Source organism: Rahnella inusitata (assembly GCF_965118895.1).
GTDB lineage: Bacteria > Pseudomonadota > Gammaproteobacteria > Enterobacterales > Enterobacteriaceae > Rahnella > Rahnella inusitata_A.
The window spans coordinates 16,373-38,166 of sequence record NZ_CBCPJJ010000019.1; the positions used below are offsets into that span (position 1 = coordinate 16,373).

General features: G+C 48.5%; 19 protein-coding genes, 1 tRNA gene and 1 pseudogene. 15 read left to right on the plus strand and 6 right to left on the minus strand.

Annotated elements, in window-relative coordinates; translation table 11 throughout:
- Nucleotides 1-118: 118 nt before the first annotated feature.
- The 4 genes from ACMHLI_RS16115 (at nucleotide 119) to ACMHLI_RS16130 (ending at nucleotide 3,755) form a co-directional block, all read left to right on the plus strand.
- Entirely contained in the window at nucleotides 119-907 is a 789-nt protein-coding gene (locus tag ACMHLI_RS16115) for a hypothetical protein (protein WP_413530337.1), read from the plus strand.
- 212 nt (nucleotides 908-1,119) lie between these two features.
- Complete coding sequence (locus ACMHLI_RS16120; protein ID WP_413530338.1) at nucleotides 1,120-1,356, plus strand: helix-turn-helix transcriptional regulator; 237 nt, start codon at nucleotides 1,120-1,122, stop codon at nucleotides 1,354-1,356.
- Nucleotides 1,357-1,490: 134 nt separating this feature from the next.
- Nucleotides 1,491-2,903, plus strand: a complete 1,413-nt coding sequence (locus ACMHLI_RS16125; RefSeq protein WP_413530339.1) for a YfjI family protein — start codon at nucleotides 1,491-1,493, stop codon at nucleotides 2,901-2,903.
- 228 nt (nucleotides 2,904-3,131) lie between these two features.
- Nucleotides 3,132-3,755 (plus strand): inovirus Gp2 family protein, encoded by a 624-nt coding sequence (locus tag ACMHLI_RS16130; RefSeq protein ID WP_413530340.1) that lies wholly within the window; start codon nucleotides 3,132-3,134, stop codon nucleotides 3,753-3,755.
- 89 nt (nucleotides 3,756-3,844) lie between these two features.
- On the opposite strand, the gene ACMHLI_RS16135 is transcribed toward ACMHLI_RS16130, so the two are convergent.
- The 3 genes from ACMHLI_RS16135 to ACMHLI_RS16145 form a co-directional block, all read right to left on the minus strand.
- Nucleotides 3,845-5,383 carry a hypothetical protein gene (locus ACMHLI_RS16135; protein WP_413530341.1) on the minus strand — a complete coding sequence of 513 codons (1,539 nt, stop codon included), beginning with the start codon at nucleotides 5,381-5,383 and terminating at the stop codon, nucleotides 3,845-3,847.
- A 120-nt stretch (nucleotides 5,384-5,503) separates the two neighbouring features.
- Nucleotides 5,504-8,077, minus strand: a complete 2,574-nt coding sequence (locus tag ACMHLI_RS16140) for a DEAD/DEAH box helicase (protein WP_413530342.1) — start codon at nucleotides 8,075-8,077, stop codon at nucleotides 5,504-5,506.
- On the minus strand, nucleotides 8,074-10,230 hold the full coding sequence (locus tag ACMHLI_RS16145; RefSeq protein WP_413530343.1) for a site-specific DNA-methyltransferase: 2,157 nt from the start codon (nucleotides 10,228-10,230) through the stop codon (nucleotides 8,074-8,076). The genes ACMHLI_RS16140 and ACMHLI_RS16145 overlap by 4 nt, the downstream gene beginning before the upstream one ends.
- 360 nt (nucleotides 10,231-10,590) lie before the next feature.
- On the opposite strand from ACMHLI_RS16145, the gene ACMHLI_RS16150 reads away from it, so the two are divergent.
- The 10 genes and pseudogenes from ACMHLI_RS16150 to ACMHLI_RS16195 all read left to right on the plus strand — a co-directional run bounded on the left by ACMHLI_RS16150 (nucleotide 10,591) and on the right by ACMHLI_RS16195 (nucleotide 17,045).
- Complete coding sequence (locus tag ACMHLI_RS16150) at nucleotides 10,591-11,415, plus strand: GTPase family protein (RefSeq protein WP_413530412.1); 825 nt, start codon at nucleotides 10,591-10,593, stop codon at nucleotides 11,413-11,415.
- An 86-nt stretch (nucleotides 11,416-11,501) separates the two neighbouring features.
- Nucleotides 11,502-12,320, plus strand: coding sequence for a DUF932 domain-containing protein (locus ACMHLI_RS16155; protein WP_413530344.1), 819 nt, complete (start codon nucleotides 11,502-11,504; stop codon nucleotides 12,318-12,320).
- 243 nt (nucleotides 12,321-12,563) lie between these two features.
- Nucleotides 12,564-13,274, plus strand: a complete 711-nt coding sequence (locus ACMHLI_RS16160; protein WP_413530345.1) for a helix-turn-helix transcriptional regulator — start codon at nucleotides 12,564-12,566, stop codon at nucleotides 13,272-13,274.
- A gap of 46 nt (nucleotides 13,275-13,320) precedes the next feature.
- A complete protein-coding gene (locus ACMHLI_RS16165; protein ID WP_413530346.1) occupies nucleotides 13,321-13,758 on the plus strand; it encodes a hypothetical protein in 438 nt (145 codons plus the stop codon).
- Nucleotides 13,759-13,833: 75 nt separating this feature from the next.
- Nucleotides 13,834-14,232, plus strand: a complete 399-nt coding sequence (locus tag ACMHLI_RS16170) for a hypothetical protein (protein ID WP_413530413.1) — start codon at nucleotides 13,834-13,836, stop codon at nucleotides 14,230-14,232.
- 222 nt (nucleotides 14,233-14,454) lie between these two features.
- Nucleotides 14,455-14,871 carry an antirestriction protein gene (locus ACMHLI_RS16175; protein WP_413530414.1) on the plus strand — a complete coding sequence of 139 codons (417 nt, stop codon included), beginning with the start codon at nucleotides 14,455-14,457 and terminating at the stop codon, nucleotides 14,869-14,871.
- An 11-nt stretch (nucleotides 14,872-14,882) separates the two neighbouring features.
- On the plus strand, nucleotides 14,883-15,362 hold the full coding sequence (locus tag ACMHLI_RS16180) for a JAB domain-containing protein (protein ID WP_413530347.1): 480 nt from the start codon (nucleotides 14,883-14,885) through the stop codon (nucleotides 15,360-15,362).
- Nucleotides 15,363-15,375: 13 nt separating this feature from the next.
- Nucleotides 15,376-15,710: pseudogene (locus ACMHLI_RS16185) on the plus strand (type IV toxin-antitoxin system YeeU family antitoxin).
- 67 nt (nucleotides 15,711-15,777) lie between these two features.
- A complete protein-coding gene (locus ACMHLI_RS16190) occupies nucleotides 15,778-16,098 on the plus strand; it encodes a TA system toxin CbtA family protein (RefSeq protein WP_413530348.1) in 321 nt (106 codons plus the stop codon).
- 113 nt (nucleotides 16,099-16,211) lie between these two features.
- Nucleotides 16,212-17,045: a DUF4942 domain-containing protein gene (locus ACMHLI_RS16195; RefSeq protein WP_413530349.1), complete on the plus strand. Its 834-nt coding sequence runs from the start codon at nucleotides 16,212-16,214 to the stop codon at nucleotides 17,043-17,045.
- Between the two features lie 102 nt (nucleotides 17,046-17,147).
- On the opposite strand, the gene ACMHLI_RS16200 is transcribed toward ACMHLI_RS16195, so the two are convergent.
- Nucleotides 17,148-17,224, minus strand: a tRNA-Ile gene (locus tag ACMHLI_RS16200).
- Between the two features lie 142 nt (nucleotides 17,225-17,366).
- On the opposite strand from ACMHLI_RS16200, the gene mug reads away from it, so the two are divergent.
- Nucleotides 17,367-17,864: a G/U mismatch-specific DNA glycosylase gene (gene mug / locus ACMHLI_RS16205; RefSeq protein ID WP_413530350.1), complete on the plus strand. Its 498-nt coding sequence runs from the start codon at nucleotides 17,367-17,369 to the stop codon at nucleotides 17,862-17,864.
- Nucleotides 17,865-17,945: 81 nt separating this feature from the next.
- On the opposite strand, the gene rpoD is transcribed toward mug, so the two are convergent.
- Entirely contained in the window at nucleotides 17,946-19,784 is a 1,839-nt protein-coding gene (rpoD, locus tag ACMHLI_RS16210) for an RNA polymerase sigma factor RpoD (RefSeq protein WP_112164641.1), read from the minus strand.
- A gap of 194 nt (nucleotides 19,785-19,978) precedes the next feature.
- Complete coding sequence (dnaG, locus tag ACMHLI_RS16215) at nucleotides 19,979-21,727, minus strand: DNA primase (RefSeq protein ID WP_413530351.1); 1,749 nt, start codon at nucleotides 21,725-21,727, stop codon at nucleotides 19,979-19,981.
- Nucleotides 21,728-21,794: the final 67 nt, after the last annotated feature.

The following is a 21,794-nucleotide window of genomic DNA, read 5'->3' on the forward strand; positions in this document are numbered from 1 at the left end:
AGAGGGTAACGAGACTGCTTGCTAGGCATGGACTGAATTCCACTTTTCAGTTATATAAATCATTATATAAAGCACGTATAGCGCAATCAGCGAAGCGTCACACAGGACGACAAGTCGAATGACATCAAAGCAGCCCGATTTTTACCCTTTGTCAATGGCATCTGAAAAGTACCATATCATATCTGACAATGTACTGAATGATTGGCTTGATCATAAGGTTCCACTCTACATTCGGTTGGAGGCTTTGCCATGCCGGATCGTCAGGTACCTTGGTGGAGGCCAATTTCTTCTGAAAGACTGGCAGAGGAAAATTAAATTAGGAATGGATTATTATCAACATGAAAAAATGCCAAATTTTAAAATAAGGCAGTTTTACCCAGAGAAAGATGCAGAAATAGAAGCTCGACTTCTGGAAGGCGACTTGGGGTTGTGTCGTTATACCTACAATGGGCATGCACATGGTTATTGGCGAGTAAAAGCAACGCCAGTGACTCGTTTTGCTGAAGGTCATTACGTGCTGGCGGATATGGATACTGTCAGAGAAAATAATAATATTGCAGGTGCGATTGCGGTATATGGTAAAGACGACTGGGATTATTTGATATTTCCGAAAGAGATTTTTCGAGATAAATCAGAACTGTTTTTTGATGCAAATGAGTTGTTACTACAAAGTGGAGAAAGCATGCCCGGTGAGAAAAAAGAAAAACAAACCCGCATTTCCAGGCCAGAAAGAATAGCACTGTATGTCATGCTGAAAGAGCATTACCTTGATGGCAATGGTGAGGTTAATTTTTCAAAAATGGCGGAAATGCTTACTGTGGCATCCAAAAAATATGGATTCATTGATTCATTCAATGATGACACTATCGCTAAGTGGATAAAACGTATTGAGAATGAAAATCAATAGACAATCTCCCGCTTGTAGTAAATCGCCATAATGGCGCTTCGTCCACTTTAAAGATGGAAAATTATCAATATGTGGCCGCGCCAGTTGAATAGTGAACCACAGCAACCGCATTAAGCTCCGCAATAAGTGTTGACACCTTAATAAGGTGTCCGCTGCTTTCATTCAGCTACCCACTTGCGACATGCTGCCTCCACTGAAACAAAGGAGGCTGTATGAGTACAAAATTTATTACACCTACTCCGGAAGCACGCCTGAAAATCCTGCGCAATTATGGGGAGCAAGGCGATCGCCTAGTGCGTGAACGGGAGCGTCAGCACATAACGTCCATTTCCCGCTCTACCGCGTGGAAACTGGAACAGATTGGTAAGTTTCCACAACGTAAGTCTATCGGCCTGAAGTCCTGCGGATGGCTTTTAAGTGATCTGCTTTGTTGGATCAATGAGCGTTAGTATCAGGCTTTTTTTGCATTTATTTTTTGTTTTTTTCCTGAAAGCCCCGTGTTCATCCTGCTATTTCTGCCATTAATAGCGGAATAGCGATGTGAGGGGAATCGTTTTAAACGTTAACTGAACAAGAGGTATCTATGCTGTGTGGTCGTCCTTTCCCTGTGCATGTGTTTCCGCAGATCATCAGAAATGCGGTTTATGAAGTGGAACAGCAAACGCAGGCTCCCCAGGCTTTGATTGCCGCATCGGTACTGGGGGTTATTTCTCTTGCCTGCCAGAACCGGATTGATGTGTGCAGACTGAATAATCTGCGCAGCCCGGTATCGCTTTTTTTACTGACACTGGCGGAATCTGGCGAACGCAAAAGCACGGTGGACAAACTGCTGATGAAACCATTGTATCAACTTGAAGAAGAATGGTTTGAAAAATATACCCAGGATCTGATTATCTGGCGGAATAAGGAGACGGTTTTTAACGTTGAAAAGAAAGCCCTGATGTCAAAACTGAAATCAGATATTCGCCGTAACAAAGATCACTCCACAACGAATGAACGGCTGAAAGCGCTGCTGGCGGCGTACCCGAAAGTGCCGGTCAGGTTCAGGCAGATATTCAACGATGCCACACCAGCTGCGATAAAAGACTATCTCAGCGGGCGCTGGCGGTCCATAGGGCTTATGTCTGATGAAGCTGGCACCATTTTTAACGGCTACGCGCTGAATGAACTGCCTTTCATTAATAAAATGTGGGATGGCGCAGTCTTTCCCGTGGAAAGAAAAAGTGAGCCAGATAAATTAATCAAAGATGCCAGAATGACGCTGGCACTGATGGTTCAGCCTGATGTGTTTAAAAAAGGGTATCTGGAACGAAAAGGCGATATAGCGAAAGGGATAGGATTCTTCGCACGGTGTTTGATATGTCAGCCTAGTTCAACACAGGGTTACAGGCAAATTACCAGCCCGGTTGTCTCGAGCGAGCATCTGCCGGTATTTCATCAACGACTGATGGAGATCGTTAACGAGAGCATTACCAGAAATGATGAAAATGAGCGTCAGTGCCTGCGTTTCTCTCCCGAAGCTGAAAAACGCTGGCTCGAATTTTATAACAAAGTTGAGTCAGAAATGGGGTTGATTGGCTTCCTGTCTGGCTTTAAGGATTATGCCTCTAAAATGGCGGAAAATATGGCAAGGATTGCTGCGCTGCTGCATAAGGTTAATGGTGATGAAGGGGATATATCCCTTACTGCCGTAGAAGCCGCAGTAGAGATAAGCGCCTGGTATGTGGATGAGTATGTGAGAATTTTCTCTAAACCCCAGACGTTGCTGTTGGTCAGTTCAGAAGCAGATGAACTTTATTCGTGGATAAAAGATTATTGCTACCGGTGTGTGGTGCCGTATATCAGGAAGACGACCATCTTGCAATATGGTCCAAACCGGTTCAGGAACCGGAGCAAAGTGAATGAACTGCTCAGTACACTTTATTCGCAAAACAAAATACGGGCGGAAAAGAGAGGGAAAAGCATTTTCATACAACCTGTCGATATTCTTATATAACGAACAGACCAAAGATAGGACGTAATAATTGTTTTATTAACCGATCTTCATTGCAACTAATTAAAGAGTAACTTTTAATCAGTCATCGTAGGCTGTGGCTACTATTTGTCTGAAATTCAGTGTCGGATAGTTATTATATATTGTGATTAACGATGCCTGTAAATATATCACACTAATAGGCCATAGCCAGTAATGTGATGACTGTTATCCATCGAGGGGTAAATTATTATGAATATCTACGATAGCGGGTATGGCAGTCATGTTAAAACATACAAAGAAAGGATTATCGATGTTATTAAAAAATCTGTTAAAGAACATAGTCGTACACTGGCAATACGAGTTGATCTCCATGATCCGATTATTCTGGACAATGGTGATACCATTTCCTGTAACGCTAATACTGATTCAAAATCCATATCAAGATTTACTAATTCCCTGAAAGCCAAACTGGTAGCAGATGAACAGCGTAGGCGCAAGGAGAGTAAACGGGTACATCCTAATACGCTCCGATATGCGTGGGTACGGGAATTTACCCAGAATGGTAAACGCCACTTTCACCTCTTTCTGTTTCTTAATAAGGATGCTTACTATCACTTGGGGGATTTCAATTTGGATGAAGATACGTTAAGAACTATGATCACCTCGGCATGGTGCAGCGCATTAAAACTAGCACCTGAAGAGGGGCAGCATCTAGCGCACTATCCCTCTAATGGTAAATATATCTTGAACCGTGAGGATATTCTCAGTGGCATTTATCCCAGTGATTTACTGAACAGAATTGATTATCTAACAAAAGTGAAAAGTAAGATCTTTGATGATGGTTGTAGAACGTTTGGGAGTAGTAATAATTAACCGGAATTAACTGGTGCCCTTATCAGGAAGATAAGGGCTGAAGAGTATCAATAGAAGCAATGATGGTTATAGTACCACCACCAACTACCTTATTCCTCGTTCAAAGTATCAATGACTTGGTCTAACCATAGCCGATCATCTTGACACCTTGTGAGATCATCTACTGGAATTACTGTTAGTAAATGGTTAAACTCATGAGAAATACGTAATTTGTTACGCAACCGCCGTTTCTGTTCTTCAACAGTTCCATCCACACGCCTGGAAATAAGAATTAATTTCCGTCCTTTATTCTCAACCAGTTCACGGAAAAGTCCGTTGATATGGCTATCATCCTTATTAAATCCAAAACCTACAACAACAATAGCATCAGATTCAGCATAAGCATCAAAAAGATTAACGTATCGTCTTGACATAGTTACTGATGTCAAAGGCTTTAGACCACTTTGCGTTAGCATGAATGGAACATGGATCTGACTTTGATCTACGTCATCTGGATTTTCACAAGTGACGACCGCATTTTTATAGGGATTATAATAATCATGCACGCTGCCATTAAGATGGATTATTTGTGGCAATTCTATATTCATACCACGGAAAACTTCTGCCAAAAGGCTGTTGTAATTAGCTGTACCAATAGCTGAAATTCTTAGATCACCAGTGAATCTAGCTAAATCATGATAATAGCCATGATCGGGAAGATCTTCGACAGATGGTGCTTGGGCGCTGATGTAATCACGGGCTATCTTAAGGAAAATAACCATACGAGTGAATTTAGCCCATTCGGTGGATGGCGAGAAGAGATAGCGAAAATGGTCATCTATTAATTTCTGGTAGTCGAGTACTGTCGTAAACAGATTCTCTAAAACTTTTTGGGCTAACGCGCAGAAAAGTGTCAGGGCTGTTGCGTTTTCATCAATATCGAAGTTTCTATTCTCTTCCAGCAATAGTTCCAAGGCTGTTGAACCTATGCGGTTAAACTCCAGACGGAACATGCCTGTGATATCATCGAAGATGGGCAAATCATCCGGTGCTGCCTCAAACAATTCTTGGTTCAGGCGTTGCACAAGAGCTTGACCGTGTGCACCGACTAATAATTGCAAAAAAGACGTGACGTACCTTTTTAGATCATCGTTGTTGTCTGATACTCGTACCATATCCAACATGGCCGAGTAATATTCGGACTCAAATAATCTGACGTCTCTGGCCAATAACTCATTAAGGCGAATATCGTGTGTGTACAAACGCTCACCAATAACATTTCCTGTCAACTCTGAAAACACATTTTCTAATGTGGCTTTATCGATGCCTAGGGCCAATATGGCATCATCACATTCTTGATCAAAACGGTTTAGACGCCGAATTATTTCTTCGCGTTTATATTCGATAGATGATTCGATAATACTAGTAAATTCGTTACGTCCAAAAGCATAAATACTCTTATCAGCATATCCCTGAGGCAGCCAATCATTGGCATAAGGTGAGCGCGAATCCACTAATCTCAGTTGCTGGCGGAGCTCAGTTTTATACTGACTTGGATCTTGCCGAAAAAGATCAATGGCAAACTTCCCACCACTTGGCAAGCCATAACCAATTTCTGCTCCAGCGCCAAAAAAAAATCCTAAATTCATAGTCATCACCTGCTTATTTCATTTAACCAGTGGGATTGCTAATCAGTATATAAATAGAATTTTATAATACTGGCCTTTCTATTTATAAAAAGGCCATTTCGTCTCGCGATTACCAATAGATTACTGATAATAATTAGCAAGATTGCTGCTGAATAAAGCTTGTGCATTTATGGCCACAGCAACTGCCTCTTGCACATCCTGTCGTTTTAAATCCAAAACCCGCAATTTACCCTTCACTTCGGCGACCGATTCGATTCGCCCATAAGCATCGGAATGATGTTTGGCATATAACGCCAACCCTTTCAGTTTGGGCAAAGCATCAGCCAGATGCAGTCCATGTGGATCTACTAGATCCACAACCACTTTGCCATCATGTTCGGCAAAGAACAGGAAATCGGGACGAACAATTTTGTATTGCTCGGCTTCAACGTAGGCGATGCCTAGTGAAGATTGCCCTGTATACTGTGGGTTACGATACCAGAAAGAAAATCCTTCACGTTTGGTTTCGATCTCGAAAACCGTGGTTTCCCAATGGTTCAACTGTGCAGGATAGTTCTCGCTTTCATCACACAATAAATGGTGTTTCAAGGTCGGAAGGTCAGTTTCCTTTTCGCCTTCACGCGCCTTGGTCATTTCAAACTTGTTCTCCGGCCTGACCAGATCTATGTCCTGCGGTTCGGTACTCATTTCAACGATCTGCCGATAAGCTTCTTTACGCTCATGTTTCAGTGTCTTGATCTGCAGCGTGTACTTGGCCAGCCATGCCTTCGCCAGTTTATCTGCCTCGGCGTCGAAGTTATCCTGTACTTCCATCACCAGCCCCAGGCCAGCGACGGTTACACGGGCTTCCATGATGGCATCCAGATATTCCTCTGCATCCTCTTCCCGATCCGCTACCTTATCGGCCAGATATTCGACGTAGGTACGTGCAACATCCGGGCTGAAGATTCGGGCTGCGCGCCGATAAGCTTCATCGATCACCGCTACATCCGCTTCTTCCCAGAATTCGTTGAAGGTCATTACTTTGTTCTTCAGGCTGGCAACTACAGTCTTGCCATCCACGATAAGCACTGAATCTCGCTTGTTTTTGATTTTTTCAGCATTATCGATCTGAAATTTGTTTAGGGCTTCGTGCAAAGCGGCATGAGCCTTACTGACTGCCCTTTCAAGGATGCTGTCATCAACCAGTTCCTGTGCCAACGCGGTAAGGCGTCTGGCTGGTCTGGCTCCTTTCTGTGGTCGTGTCTGCGAAGGTAGCGCTTCAAAAGCTTCCCATAGGGCAGCCGACACAGCCGGGTTGGGTTTCATTTCCACAGGGTTAACTAGGATGCGTCCGCCAGGGGGAGATGTATCATCGCCCTTAAACAAGGTATTGACGACATCTCTCACGGTATTCGTATTAAATCTGGGCAACAGGCATTCCACTGAATTTAAGCGCTCATTACCCGGGATACGTCTTGCCAGTGGAGTACGCACCATGCGCCCCAGCAATTGCGTAATATGCGTCCTGTCGTTGGCAGCGCGGAAGGAGACCATCACTTCGGCACGTGGGCAATCCCAGCCAGTGCTGATGGCATCTTTAGCGATCAGCACACGCACCCAAGTTGATTCCTGCACCCGCTGTGGTTCAATGTAAGGCACCTGGTGTTGGCCGAAACGCTGTGTGGTGTGTTCACCTAAGACATGTGCAACACTGCTAATAGGCAATTCGGGGTAACGAGAAAATAGCGTATCTAGCCAACGCCCGACTTCGTTCGGATCAGGCGTATTGGGAACTTGGAATACCATCAACGGCACAACTCCGCGCACGGTTTCCTGCTGTCTGGCGTACTCAGCCCAGTCATTTGTCGATTCCTTAAGCCTGTCGGCAGCACGGCGTACCCACACGGTATCGAAGTCACCGATTTCATCCGGCACACCAAGAATAATGTCATCCTTGATAAGGCCAGATTCCTGTACTTTTGCCGGGTCAACCACCACGTTAGGCAGTTTGAGATGATGACCAGCATTCGCAATAGCGTTGTCGAAACGTTCAACTGTGGCCGAGATACCCCATACCACCGGAATACCCTTAACCCCAACCGAGCCATTAATGAGTCGTTGTACAATGGTTTTTTTAGTTGCTTCACTGGAAGCCGTTGACGAACCCATTCCTCTGTGCGCTTCATCTAGCACCAAGTAAAGGGTCAGGTCCGGGTCTTCGATGGTGTTCTGGATGGTATCCCACAGCGTGTAAGCTTGTGCATCAGGGGCAGTCTCGAAAAGTCCGCCTTTATCGTCGAATCCGCGCACCAACAGGCTTTTCTTGCCAAATTTTTGCGTATTAAGGAAATAAATTTTCCCTGCCTGAAATTTGCGCCGACTGAAAGGATGCTCAACTACCACCATATCGCTGTAGTTGATACGATCACTAGCTTCCAGTAAGCGAAAGCGGGTCTGCTCGTTAAGTGAAGGATCGTCACTGAACCAGATCACTACCGCTCCAGGATCCGCATCGAAATCAAATTCGTCGTCGCCATGAAACAATGCCTCGAATGCAGCAGCGGCCATAACGGTCTTACCTGCACCGGTCGCCGCCGTTAAAGAGAAGGCGCTCTTGTCGCTCTCATTATGCCAGTAACGGCGAGCCTTTCTGAGATTTGCCAGCGCATCACGTACCGCATCGCGCTGGTAATCCTTGAGAGTGAACTTCATTCTGTCAATTCCCCATTGTTGAAGCTGAAATTGGTCAGGTACGATTCGTACAAACGCACCGGCTCAACGCCTTTTGGCAGACGTCTGGTGACAGCCTGGAAGTGACGATCATCGTCGGTAACGATGAATGCCACTCGCAAGTCACTGGCTTGGCTAATGGCTTCAATGAAAGGTGTGGCCTGATCCACTGCCGACAACAGGCCATAGGCATTAGCTACCGCCCATCCTTCAGCAGGCAGTTTGTCAATACGTTTGCCGCGTGCACCCGCACGTAGCCACAGCAATGGCGCAATGTTGGCATAGGCCAGGTTATGGCTAACTGACTTCTCAGCTTCGTAAGTCAGGGTGAAAAACTCGGCGTTTTCCTCGAAACCTTCAGATATCGGGAAATCGTCGGTAAATCTATAATTGCCTTTGATCGGCTCTCCGTCCGGCGTTCTTCCCGTGATAGCGGCCTGCACGCGCGGCTTGGTGATAAAGTCACAGATACCCCACTTCTCCCAATCATAATCACCGGGGCGCAAGCTCTGTTCACGTAATTTTTTCTGTTCGTCGGCAGCGACTTCATTGTTAGTGACTGATATGCACTGACGGCGGCCGCCATCCTGCTTGTTCAGGCGCATAACTGCATGGGCAGTTGTTCCAGAGCCGCTGAAGAAATCTAGTACAACAGCCTCTGGTTTATGTGCAACCACAAATCGCAAGGCATCTTCAACAGCATACAACGATTTTGGAAATGGAAATCTACGACCAGGAATCAATGCTGAAATCATATTTGTACCACCCGTTTCAGCATTATGAGACTTCATGTTCCAAACTCTCTTCGGTGATGTCCCTGTATGCACACCTACCGAAACGTGTCCAATCACTGAGCCATCATCTGTTCTGCCGGTAACGGTTATGTCTCCAGACTTGATCTTTGCGATCACACCAGTTTGAAGGTATTTCACCGAGCCAGTTTTTTTTGCTGGCTTCCAGTTATCTACTCGAACATAACCAGCCGCCAAATTTCGCCTTAAGACATCCGGCGTCAACCCCCAGAGCATCTCGGTACCATCAGGCTTCAATGGCCACATTGCTACTGTACCATCAGGGCTGGGCACCGAATAGCGGTCAACATCAGTAGTAATTGCGTCACCCACAGAATGGATATGTCCATTGATAAGATTAACAAATATTGGATAGAACTGGTTGGGACGAGCGGCACGAACGCTAGTCGGTTCGCGTCGCCGCAACAACAACCACTCAATAGGAGCAAGCTCTTGAGCCGCCTCACGAGTGTCCTCATTGCTACCACTAGGTAACATGTTGCTACTCCACCACTCGACTGTAGCTGTCCCAAAGAAAACGAAGTAAATATGCTCCTCAACGCGCGAGAATCGTCCTGGCCTAACTGCGCCTTTTGCACTAATAACGCTGGTGACCATAGAGACATTTCCCTCTGGGAATATTTGTTCAAGCAACAATCCCAGTCGTAGAAATTCCTTCTCGTCAATGGCGACGATCAGCACCGAATTCGCCGGATTCAACAACTCCTTCGCTACCAGCAAGCGACGTTCTATCATCGCCAGCCATTTGCTGTGTCGATAGATATCGTCACCTTCGACGTAATCGTTATTGTATTTCCAGTCCTTCGCCCCTGTGTTATAAGGCGGGTCAATATAAATGGCATCCACCTTGCCTCTATGCGTGTAGGTTAACGCTTTCAACACATGATAGTTTTCGCCATTGATGACCGAGTGGAAAGGCTTATCACCACCACGCTGTACTTTTCCCGTACTGACCAGTCCCGGCCAGATTGTGTCACGAAATTCGGCTATAACCACCAGGTCACTCAGCGCCACAGTCTGAGTCTCGATGTCAGCCGCACCCAGCAATTCCAGATCGGCGGCCTTCTTCGCCTTGTGGATTGCTTTCACCTGCCACAGCCGCTGATCGCCTTTCTTAGTGGAGCCACGCTCCGGCAAAATGCGAACTTTGTCCCCCTTGCGTACTGGTCGCAAGGGTAACTCTACGACTTCAGGGCTATGCCGCTCGAAATTCAACCCAAAGGGAAGGCGTGACGATAGGATCTTGATTTCTCGATCCAGATCGGCACCCAGTTGCGGGTCTTTAGCCTTCGCTTTGGCAATTAAATCAGTCAGCCTGGACATATATTCCTTTTTTCTTATCAATTCTGAGCATTGAAAGTTCTGAACGTTCGGTTCACATGAACACCGAATATGTTGATTCTTTTACGGAATCAGAACGCTGAAAAATTGGCTTTAATGTTAACACTAATCAACGACTTCAGCGATCCTAAAACCGATGTCTACAGGGTATTTCTAGTATGTCTGTAGACCAAATACCGCTATCAAGAGATCAGGCAATCCTAAATAATTTCAGATATATATCATCCTCCTGAACACAGCCATCCATACGGCGATCCTACAGGTTCGCAGTTGTTGTTTTTATTTTCTGTTTAGGAAAAAATCATGAGTAAACAAGAGGGTATCGACGCCATCAGCAGAGCGATGGCCGCGCTGCCCACACTACTGTCTGATACGATCCTGAAGCGAATACACTCGCTTACTGAGTATGAGCCGGTGATCGGCATTATGGGGAAGACTGGGGCAGGGAAATCCAGCCTCTGCAATGCCCTATTCGCGGGTAACGTATCGCCAGTCAGCGATGTGACTGCATGCACCCGCGAACCGCTGCGCTTTCGTCTGAAGATATGTGATCATTTTATGACGATCGTTGATCTGCCTGGTGTCGGAGAAAGTGGTGCACGTGATACCGAATATGCTTCACTTTACCGTGAACAGGTTCCCCGCCTCGATCTCGTTCTGTGGCTGATTAAGGCCGATGACCGGGCGCTGGCAGTGGATGAACACTTTTATTATCAGGTGATTGGTAAGGCATATCGGCATAAGGTGCTGTTTGTTATCAGCCAGGCAGATAAGATTGAGCCTGCTGGTGGAACTGAGTATTTGTCCACAGAGCAGAAACGTAACATCAGCCGTAAAATATGCAATCTTCATGGACTGTTTCAGCCGGTAAATCCGGTTTGTGCTGTGTCCGTCAGAATGAAGTGGGGGCTCGGGGTAATGGCTGAAAGTATGATCCGTAGCCTTCCCCGCCAGGCCAGCAGCCCCGTTGTGACTCAACTCCAGCATTCCTTTCGTACCGATACGGTCAACCAAAAAGCCCGTGATGATTTTGGTGAAACCGTAGGTACCTTGTTGGATACGGTGTACAACCTGCCGTTTATCCCAACCCCCGTTCGTACCCTTATTCAGACTGTCCGCGATACGGTAGTGTCGGTTGCACGCGTCGTCTGGAGTTTCTTCTTCTGAATTTTCTTCAACCCTCTGCTGTTCCCTGAGCCCTATCGCCTGTGCGACAGGGCTTTTCTTTATGTAATTCCGCAAGGAGTCTGCTTATGACCCGTCTGGCTTCGCGCTTTGGCGCAGCAAATGTTATCCGTCGTGACCGCCCGTTAACTCATGAAGAGCTGTTCCGCACGGTGCCAAGTGTCTTCAGCGAAGACAAGCATGCTTCACGCAGTGAGCGATACACCTACATTCCGACTATTACTCTCCTCGATAGCCTGCAACGCGAAGGCTTCCAGCCTTTCTTTGCCTGTCAGACCCGGGTTCGTGACCCTGAGCGCCGTGAACATACCAAGCATATGCTGCGTCTGCGCCGTGAGGGACAAATTACCGGCGAGCAGGTGGCGGAAATTATTCTGCTGAACTCACATGATGGCACCAGTTCATACCAGATGCTGCCGGGTTTATTTCGCCAGGTTTGCCAGAATGGGCTGATTTGCGGTGAGACTTTTGGCGAGGTGCGCGTTCCGCATAAGGGAGACGTGGTGAGTAAGGTGATTGAGGGGGCATATGAGGTACTGGGGATTTTTGACCGGGTGGAAGAAAAGCGCGATGCCATGCAGTCGCTGAAGCTGTCATCACCAGCCCGATACGCGCTGGCGAAAGCAGCCATTACTTACCGGTTTGGTGAAGACCACCAGCCGGTGACCCCGGTACAGGTCCTTACGCCAAGGCGTTATGAGGATTACAGCGATGATTTGTGGACCACTTATCAGCGTATTCAGGAGAACCTGATTAAAGGTGGTTTACAGGGTGCATCTGCAAAAGGGAAGCGCCTACATACCCGGGCAGTACGGGGCATAGATGGCGATGTGAAGCTTAATCGTGCCCTGTGGGTGCTGGCAGAAACCCTGCTTGAGAAGCTGTAACAGAGCGAATTGAACTCTCCATAACACCGGTATTGTTATCGCTGCGTTAATAATGGACACCACCTGTCCGTTCCCCCTCACTGAGATTGTTTATAAAATAATCTGATATTGCTGCAGGCCGCGTCCGTTCTCGCATAATGCAGATGCGAAAAATAGTTCCCGCAGTGTCCATTCCCTGTCCAACCCCCTCTGTAAAGTAATCACATTAATTTCAGTCAGTTAATCTTTCACGGAGAATGTTCCATGACACAGACAGAACGCCGCCATGACCGGCTGGCGGTCAGACTGTCACTAATCATTGGTCGCCTGCTGGCGGGAGAAACCCTGAACGTGACAAAACTTGCCATCGAGTTCGGGGTGTCGGTTCGCACTCTGCGGCGGGATTTTCGTGAGCGACTGATGTATTTGGACCTGGAGTACCGTCAGGGCCTCTGTCGCCTGCGTACCGGTGCTAATGGTACACAGGGTGAGCTGGAGGTGCTGACCTTCGCTCACCGCACAGGGCTGGCTGATGCCTTCCCGGGTTTTGACCGGAGGCTGGTCAGTGCCCTGCTGGCGTCTGATGATGCGCCTTGTCTTGTGTGGCAGTTACCACACGGGATGAGTCCTTCCGGCTCACTGGTGTTTTACCGGCTGGTCAGTGCCATTACCTCACGGCAGCGGGTGACGCTGCTGGCCGAGGGACAAAGATGCGGCAGCCTGGCCCCGTACCGACTGATTTCACTAGCTGGATCCTGGTATCTGGCCGGCGAGGTACGGGGGCACATCAAGGTCCACCCGCTGACAGACATTCACGCCGTCACGGTGTTGAACACCACCTTTACGCCCAGAAAAACCATCAGTCAGCTGACCAGTCAGCCTGATTTTATCCGCGCACTTCCTCACTTCAGTGTCATTCGCGAAGCCCTGCTACTGACATCTCCTAACGGAGGATCAACTGATAGTGCTGCCTAATTACCCCCGGGCTTAAACCCGTGGCTTCTCTTTCAAGGAAATCATTATGAAACAAATGTTCAGAAATCTGCTGCTAACCAGCAGTTTGCTGACCTGCGCCGTGGCGCAGGCTGCGCCCTATAACCGGGTATTACCCGCCGTGGTCAATGACAACAACGGCAATATATTCTGGTGTGATGCACACCGTCAGGTCACGGGAAAATGTGAAGCTATGTCCGCCGACCGAATGGGCGCAATGGTGACGATACGTTCAGCACCGCTTAAAGACTGCGAGGGTGGCCTGTGGGGCTGGATAAGCATCAGGCGTGATGAAGCGTCAAAAGGGTTCACTATCACCCCGGACCAGAAATTCGGTGTGACCGTGAAAGACTTGTGCCGTCCTGGGACGATTGTCACCTTTATGCCTAACCACAAAAAACCGGATTATGACGACTTGGTAGTGCTTTACCAGGGGAAAGAACTGTTTCGTTATAAACGTTTTTAATCATGCCATGAATGGCACAAATAAGATCTGCGCAGTCGTACGCACTGATAATTTAGGGAGCAAACCATGTTCAGAATGATTTCCGCAATCTCCGCCATTGTGTTGTCCCTAACTACTTTCACCGCCAGTGGAGCACAGTTACCCGAACATCTGATGGATAAAGACAACCCAGGTGAGTCCTACTGGTGTCAGGGGAATGATATTAACAGCTCCGTCTGCTCGCTGACCGGCGTCAGTGATGACCATAAATTTGCCCTGATTCGTGACTGGCCGGGCTTTGCCTGCGCTGATTATAGTTTTGGTGTTATCGACCTAGTACATCAGACAGGTATTAATGTGCCCTACGATGGCGGTGACTGTCAGGGGGATGTGAAGGCGGGGTTCGTGCGTGGCACGAAGGATAACGGCCTGTATGTGAAGGTTGTCCGGGGCAGCAAAACGTTGCTGATGTATAAAGTTAAAACCGGATACTGACACCGCTATCGACACAAAAAAACCAGCCCCTGTTGCTCACGCAGCAGGGGCTTTTTGCATTTAAGCCGTGCGTGATACCTGAGCCGGTTTCGTGGCCTTCCTCACCCGCACTCGATCTATAACTCACTTCAAGCCAGCCCTGACTGGTTGGCTTTTTTAATACGGAGCAAAACCATGACCACACGAACTAATACAACCAGTAAACCGGATGCTGAATTACAAATGACTAACGCCATTACTGCCAGCCTGGTACCCGATGAAGAACGTGCTGACTTCTGGCCTCAGTACTTTGGACGGATCCCACAGTGGATGCTTATCGAGCACCGTATTTTTGGTTGGATGGACCGCTTCTCTGACGAGTACAACGGTGGTATCTGGTCCTTTTATACGCTCAGGAATGGCGGGGCTTTTATGGCCCCCGATGCTGAGCATGACGATAAATGGACGTTGTTCAATAACATGAACGGCAATAGTGCGGAAATGAGCAGTGAAGCGGCAGGGATTGCGGTCTGTCTCGTTGAATACAGCCATCACGCCTGCCGCACGGAGTGTGATGTCATGACAGAGCATTATTACCGTCTGCGGGACTACGCCCTTAGTCATCCCGAATCCCAAACCATTCTCGCCATCATCGATTAAGGAGTTTTGCTATGGAGAAACAACTGACCTTGTTTATGTCGGAACTACCGTTACCTGCACAACGTACCATTAAACGAGCCCTGAGTCTGCTTGACCACCATCTGCGTGAGCCGGGGGTAGCGTTTACCTCCACACACGCGGCTCGCGACTGGCTCATGCTGAAGATGGGAACCCTCGAGCGTGAAGAATTTATTGTGATGTATCTGAATAACCAGAACCAGTTGCTTGCCCACGAAACGCTGTTTAGCGGCACTATCAGTCACACAGAAGTCCATCCCCGCGAAGTGGTGAAACGCGCCCTGTACTTTAACGCGGCGGCAGTGATATTTGCCCATAACCATCCATCCGGAGAAATGACGCCAAGCCAGGCTGACAAGGCTATCACTCAACGACTGGTGCAGGCGCTGACGCTGGTGGAGGTTCGAGTATCCGACCATCTGATTGTCGGTCGCAGGCAAATATTCTCATTCGCCGAACATGGTCTTCTTTAATAGGAATAAAATGATGAATAAAGACGTACGCAAACTTGGGGTTTTAAACGAGATATCACACCGTGTTTCGGAGCGAGGCTGGTGCAAGAAGGTAATCGTCTGCATTTTCTGGCGGACCGGGCAGGATTCAACGGTTCGTTCAGCGAGATGCAGGCCCGAGATCTGGATGAAGCCTTCCCGCACTTTGTCGCGCATATGGAATTGATGCTGCTTTCCGATGAGTTGAATCCCCGGTGCGGGCACTGCGTCACGCTGTATCGTAACGGGTTGACCTGTGAAGCCGATACGCTGGGCAGTCATGGGTACGTGTATATCGCAATTTATCCATCAAATCAGGTTAAAGACTGATCCTCTGCATCATCTTAGCTTTGTAAGCAATCAAATCTTACGTTCCTTTCTTTAAGAGACTCAACTCATGCAAATCTCAACTGTACCGGCCACGTTGCCGGTTTCGTCACGACTGTCACCTGTGCAGGTCTGGCAGCAACTATTAACGTATCTACTGGAACACCATTACGGCCTCACACTCAACGACACACCATTCCACGATGATTCAGCTATTCATGAGCACATCGAAGCGGGAATAACGCTTGCTGATGCGGTGAATTTCCTTGTGGAACGCTATGAACTGATACGCACTGACCGCAAAGGGTTTACATGGCAGGAGCAGACACCGTTCCTGACCGCTACCGATATTCTCAGAGCAAAGCGAGCTACCGGATTAATGAATACGTAAATTCTTCGAGCCTCATTCCTGATTTTTACCTCTGTACTTTCCTCCTTTTTTATTCCTCACATAATGCGCCTGCCAATTCCGGCAGGCGTATTTGCTTTTATGGAAGATTGACGATGCAAACAGAACCCGATGTATTAACAGAACACAATGAACTCATCCTTTCGACCAGTATCGAATGTGTGGTCACTGGCCGTGATGCCGCACTTAAACAGATAGAACAACTCATTCAGCACCTCGATACCATTTCACGGCTAACCTCAGAAATTGGCGGTGGTACAGCGCAAGATTGGGCAATGAAAGTCGGGCACCGTTACGACAGTTGGATGACTGAAAATACTGATAAAGCGCTGCCTGCTATCACCCGTAATATCGACCGCAGTATCTGGCGGGACTTGATGCTGAAGTCTGGCATGATGGCATTGATGGACGCTCAGGCCCGTGACCAGTGGCATAAGAACCTTGAGGAGGGGGATCTACCTGCCATCAGCGAGGCGAATATCCTCAGTACTTTTGAGCAGCTACATCTGAACAAAATGGATGTCTTTGAGCGTGGCATTATCAATGTCTTCAAAGGGCTGTCATGGGACTACAAAACCAATAGTCCTTGTAGCTTCAGTAAGAAAATCATCGTCAACACTCTGGTGAGTCACAATCGCTGGGGATTTAGTTTGAACTGGGGTTGGCGACGGGATCAACTAGCGGACCTGGAGAGAATGTTGTTTCTGCTCGATGGTAAACCAATACCCGACAACCGTGGCGATGTCACTATACGTTTGATGGATCATATTCGGGACAACCCGTCGAAGGATATTTACGAAGATGATTTCTTCAGTATCCGTTACTTCCAGAAGGGAACAGCGCACATCACTTTTAAGCGGTGTGATCTGACAGAAAAGATGAATGATATCGTGGCAAAGCACTATCCGGAGATGCTGGCAGCGAGATGAAGGGGGCTGGGAGGCAATTCCTTACCTGACCCATTACCTGACCCGATTCCCATAAAATGAAAAAGGAGTCAGATGATTTTTCATCTAACTCCTTGTTTTATTTGGTGGCCCCTACTGGACTTGAACCAGTGACCAAGCGATTATGAGTCGCGTGCTCTAACCAACTGAGCTAAAGGGCCTAGGTGCGGGATTATACGGTAAACTCTGCTTACAGGTCTATATGTCTTCAGCTTGTATGCGCGTTTTATGCGCAGTTGCAGGGTATTGTGATCGCTGCACTTTTTATTGATAACTTCCGTAAATACGTCACAGGGCAAGATTATGATCACCGATATCATTGATGAGGATCTGACCGTGGTGTTCTGCGGTATTAACCCCGGTTTATCGACGGCGCATCATGGCTATCATTTTGCCAATGCCAACAACCGTTTCTGGAAAGTGATCCATCAGGCGGGTTTTACCGAACGTCTCCTGAAACCTGAGGAAGAGCAGCATTTGCTGGATACCGGCTGTGGCATCACCATGCTGGTGGAGCGTCCGACGGTGGAAGCGACAGAACTGGTGCGCGAGGAACTGCGCGAAGGCGGGGCGATGCTGACGGAGAAGATCGAGCGGTATCAGCCGAAGGCGTTGGCCGTACTGGGTAAGCAGGCATTCAGCAAAGCGTTTGGCATAAGCAAAGTGAACTGGGGACGTCAGGCACTGAAAATCGGCAGGACCGAGGTCTGGGTATTACCCAATCCAAGCGGATTGAACAGGGCGAAGCTGGAAGAGCTGGTCGCGTCTTATCGCGAGTTGTATGACGCGCTTAATGCCTGAAAATACACATTAGTAGAAAAAAAAAGCCCCGCCATTTCCAGAGAAAGGCGGGGCTTTTAATCGCCGGGAGCTTCAGGACGACTAGTCGTCGAGGAAGCTGCGCAGCACTTCGGAGCGGCTTGGGTGGCGCAGTTTACGCAACGCTTTGGCTTCGATCTGACGGATACGTTCACGGGTAACATCGAACTGTTTGCCCACTTCTTCCAACGTGTGGTCAGTGTTCATATCGATACCGAAACGCATACGCAGAACTTTCGCTTCACGTGCGGTCAGGCCAGCCAGAACATCGTGCGTTGCAGAACGCAGGCTTTCCGAGGTCGCAGAGTCCAGTGGCAGTTCGAGGGTTGTATCCTCGATGAAATCACCCAGATGCGAATCTTCATCGTCGCCGATTGGCGTTTCCATGGAGATTGGCTCTTTAGCGATTTTCAGCACTTTACGAATTTTATCTTCCGGCATCAGCATGCGTTCAGCCAGCTCTTCCGGCGTTGGCTCACGGCCCATCTCTTGCAGCATCTGGCGTGAAATACGGTTGAGTTTGTTAATGGTCTCAATCATATGCACCGGAATACGGATGGTACGTGCCTGGTCGGCGATGGAGCGGGTGATAGCCTGACGGATCCACCAGGTCGCATAAGTAGAGAACTTATAACCACGGCGATATTCAAACTTATCAACGGCTTTCATCAGGCCGATGTTACCTTCCTGAATCAGATCAAGGAACTGCAAGCCACGGTTGGTGTATTTCTTCGCGATAGAGATAACCAGACGTAAGTTCGCTTCAACCATCTCTTTCTTCGCACGGCGGGCTTTCGCTTCGCCGATCGACATGCGACGGTTAATGTCTTTTACCTGTTCGATAGTCAGGCCAGTTTCTTCTTCGATCTGGCGCAGTTTCATCAGGCCGCGCTGCACGTCTTCGGTGACTTCTTTCAGCTTCTCAGACCATGGTTTACCCATTGCCAGAGCGGCATCAAACCAGGTACTGCTGGTTTCGTTACCGGCGAACAGATTGACGAAGTTTTTCTTCGGCATTTTGCACTGTTCAACGCACACTTTCATGATCAGACGTTCCTGAGTACGGACGCGATCCATCATGGAGCGCATGCTGTTAACCAGGAAATCGAACTGTTTTGGTACCAGACGGAACTGTTTAAACACATCGGACAGCTTCAGAATTTCTTCTGCGGCGCTTTTGTGGCTACGGCCATTTTTCTTGATAACGGCACGTGTCGCTTCATGTTGCTCACGCAGATCGGTGAACTTCTGACGCGCCAGTTCCGGGTCGATGCTGTTGTCGTCTTCAGCATCGTCGTCGTCTTCTTCATCGTCATCGGTATCGTTCTGCTCTTCAGTGGTCAGTTCAGAACCCACGTGAGTCGCAGTCGGCGCGATTTCTTCTTCGGCGTTCGGATCAACAAAACCGGTGATCAAATCTGACAGACGTGCTTCGCCTGCTTCAACACGGTCATATTGCTCTAACAAATAGGTGATAGCTTCAGGATATTCAGCAACGGAGCACTGGACCTGATTGATACCGTCTTCGATACGTTTGGCGATGTCGATTTCGCCTTCACGGGTCAGGAGCTCAACGGTACCCATTTCGCGCATATACATACGCACAGGGTCGGTGGTACGGCCAATTTCAGATTCAACGCTGGAAAGCACCTGAGCCGCTGCTTCTGCAGCATCTTCATCGGTATCAGGACGGTTTTCGGCCAGCATCAAATCATCGGCGTCCGGCGCTTCTTCAAGAACCTGGATGCCCATGTCGTTAATCATCTGGATGATGTCTTCGATCTGGTCGGAGTCGACGATATCTTCCGGCAGATGGTCATTGACCTCAGCAAAGGTCAGATAGCCTTGCTCCTTACCACGGGTGACAAGTAGCTTAAGCTGTGACTGCGGGTTTTGCTCCATAAGACGGTATCCACACTTCAGAGTATTTGGGTTCGTGTCGGTCGGGTGATATCGCCAACAATAACGTTAGGGGCGTTTATTGTGCCGCGGCCCACCAGGGCGGCTCTGCGCAGGGCCATGCCCCGCTATATATCGGCACTTAAGCCGTGTTTTCTGCGATAACGCTTCACGCGCTATCTCTATGTTCTTATTTTTTAGTTCTTTCTCGCTAACACCTGATTCAGGGAACTGACTTCTGTGCGTTCCTCCGGGCTCAGGCCGTGCGTCCTGGCTTTTGCAATTAAGGTTTCAAGCCGTTGCTCTAAGATTGAGTCATACAGGCTGGCGAGCGTGGCACGAAATTCCTCTTCGACCATGTCCTCTACGATCATGTGGTTCCATGTCGCCAGAGTTTCAAGCTGTTGGTAGAACTTATTGTCGCGATAAAGTTCAAGTAACTGGCCTGTGGTCAGCCCCGGCTGGGCTAAGCAAGTGGTCACCAACTCACTGAATAAATCCAGTCCAGGTTGCTTCGCTTGCTCCAAACCTTGCAGCGAGGGTATAAGTGTAGCCAGTTGTGGGTTTTGTACCAGTAACCCTATAAGTATACGCATGGTTGTGCGTTTTAGCTGGGGCGCCTGATAGGTATTGCCATTCTCAGCCTGTTTGGGCATCAGCTTTTCGAGCTGGCTGTCATCCAAAATACCGAGCTTGTTCCCTAACTGCTGACGCAAATACATCCGCAACGTCTCACCGGGTACCTGACGAATCAGCGGCAATGCCAGCATGCTGAGTTTGGTGCGCCCGTCTGGGCTGCTCAAATCCACCTGCGGCATCAGCGAATCAAACAGGAACGTGGAAAGCGGCATCGCCTGCTCCATTCTCTGTTCGAAAGCTTCTTTGCCTTCCTGACGCACCAGCGTGTCCGGATCTTCGCCGTCCGGTAAAAACATAAACCGCAACTGGCGGCCATCATTGAGATACGGCAGCGCCGTTTCCAGCGCACGCCATGCCGCTTCACGCCCCGCGCGGTCGCCGTCATAACAACAGACGACGTTATCCGTACTGCGGAACATCAGCTGAATATGGTCGGCTGTGGTGGAGGTTCCCAGTGACGCCACGGCATAATCAATACCGAACTGCGCCAGTGCCACGACATCCATATACCCTTCAACCACCAAGAGACGCATTGGGGTCGGGTGTTTCAACTGCGCTTCATACAGGCCATACAACTGGCGGCCTTTATGGAAAATTTCAGTTTCCGGTGAGTTGAGGTATTTCGGGGTACCGTCGCCCAAAACCCTGCCACCAAATGCGATCACGCGGCCACGCTTATCACGTATCGGGAACATAACCCGTTCGCGGAAGCGATCATAACTGCGTCCGTTGTCATTGGTGACCAACATACCGGCGTCAATCAGTGATGCTTTGTCATCGGCATTTTTACCAAAACGCTTTAGGGCGTTGTCCCAACCCGGCGGGGCGAAACCAATGGCAAAATGTTGGATGACGTCTGCACTTAAACCACGCTGGGCAAGATAATCCCGTGCGGGGGCACCTGCGGGTTGTTTAAGTGACTGTTGATAGAACTCGCTGAGCGGGGCCATCAACTGGTAGAGGCTTTGACGCTGATGACGCTCCATCTGGGTCGGGCCGGTGCCTGCTTCGTACGGCACTTCCAAACCCTGCATTGTCGCCAGTTCCTCAATGCTTTCGACAAACTCAAGCCTGTCATAGTTCATCAGGAAATCGACGGCATTGCCGTGGGCACCACAGCCGAAACAGTGATAAAACTGCTTATCGCCATTTACGGTAAATGAGGGTGTTTTCTCATGGTGGAAAGGGCAGCACGCGTGATAATTTTTACCTTGTTTCTTGAGCTTTACCCGGGCGTCGATCAAATCGACGATATCGATACGAGCCAGCAAGTCATTGATAAATACGCGCGGAATTCTCCCAGCCATAAGCCCCTTACTCACTAGCCTATAAACGAGAACAAGCCGCGCATCCCTTTCGGAAAGCACGGCCTTC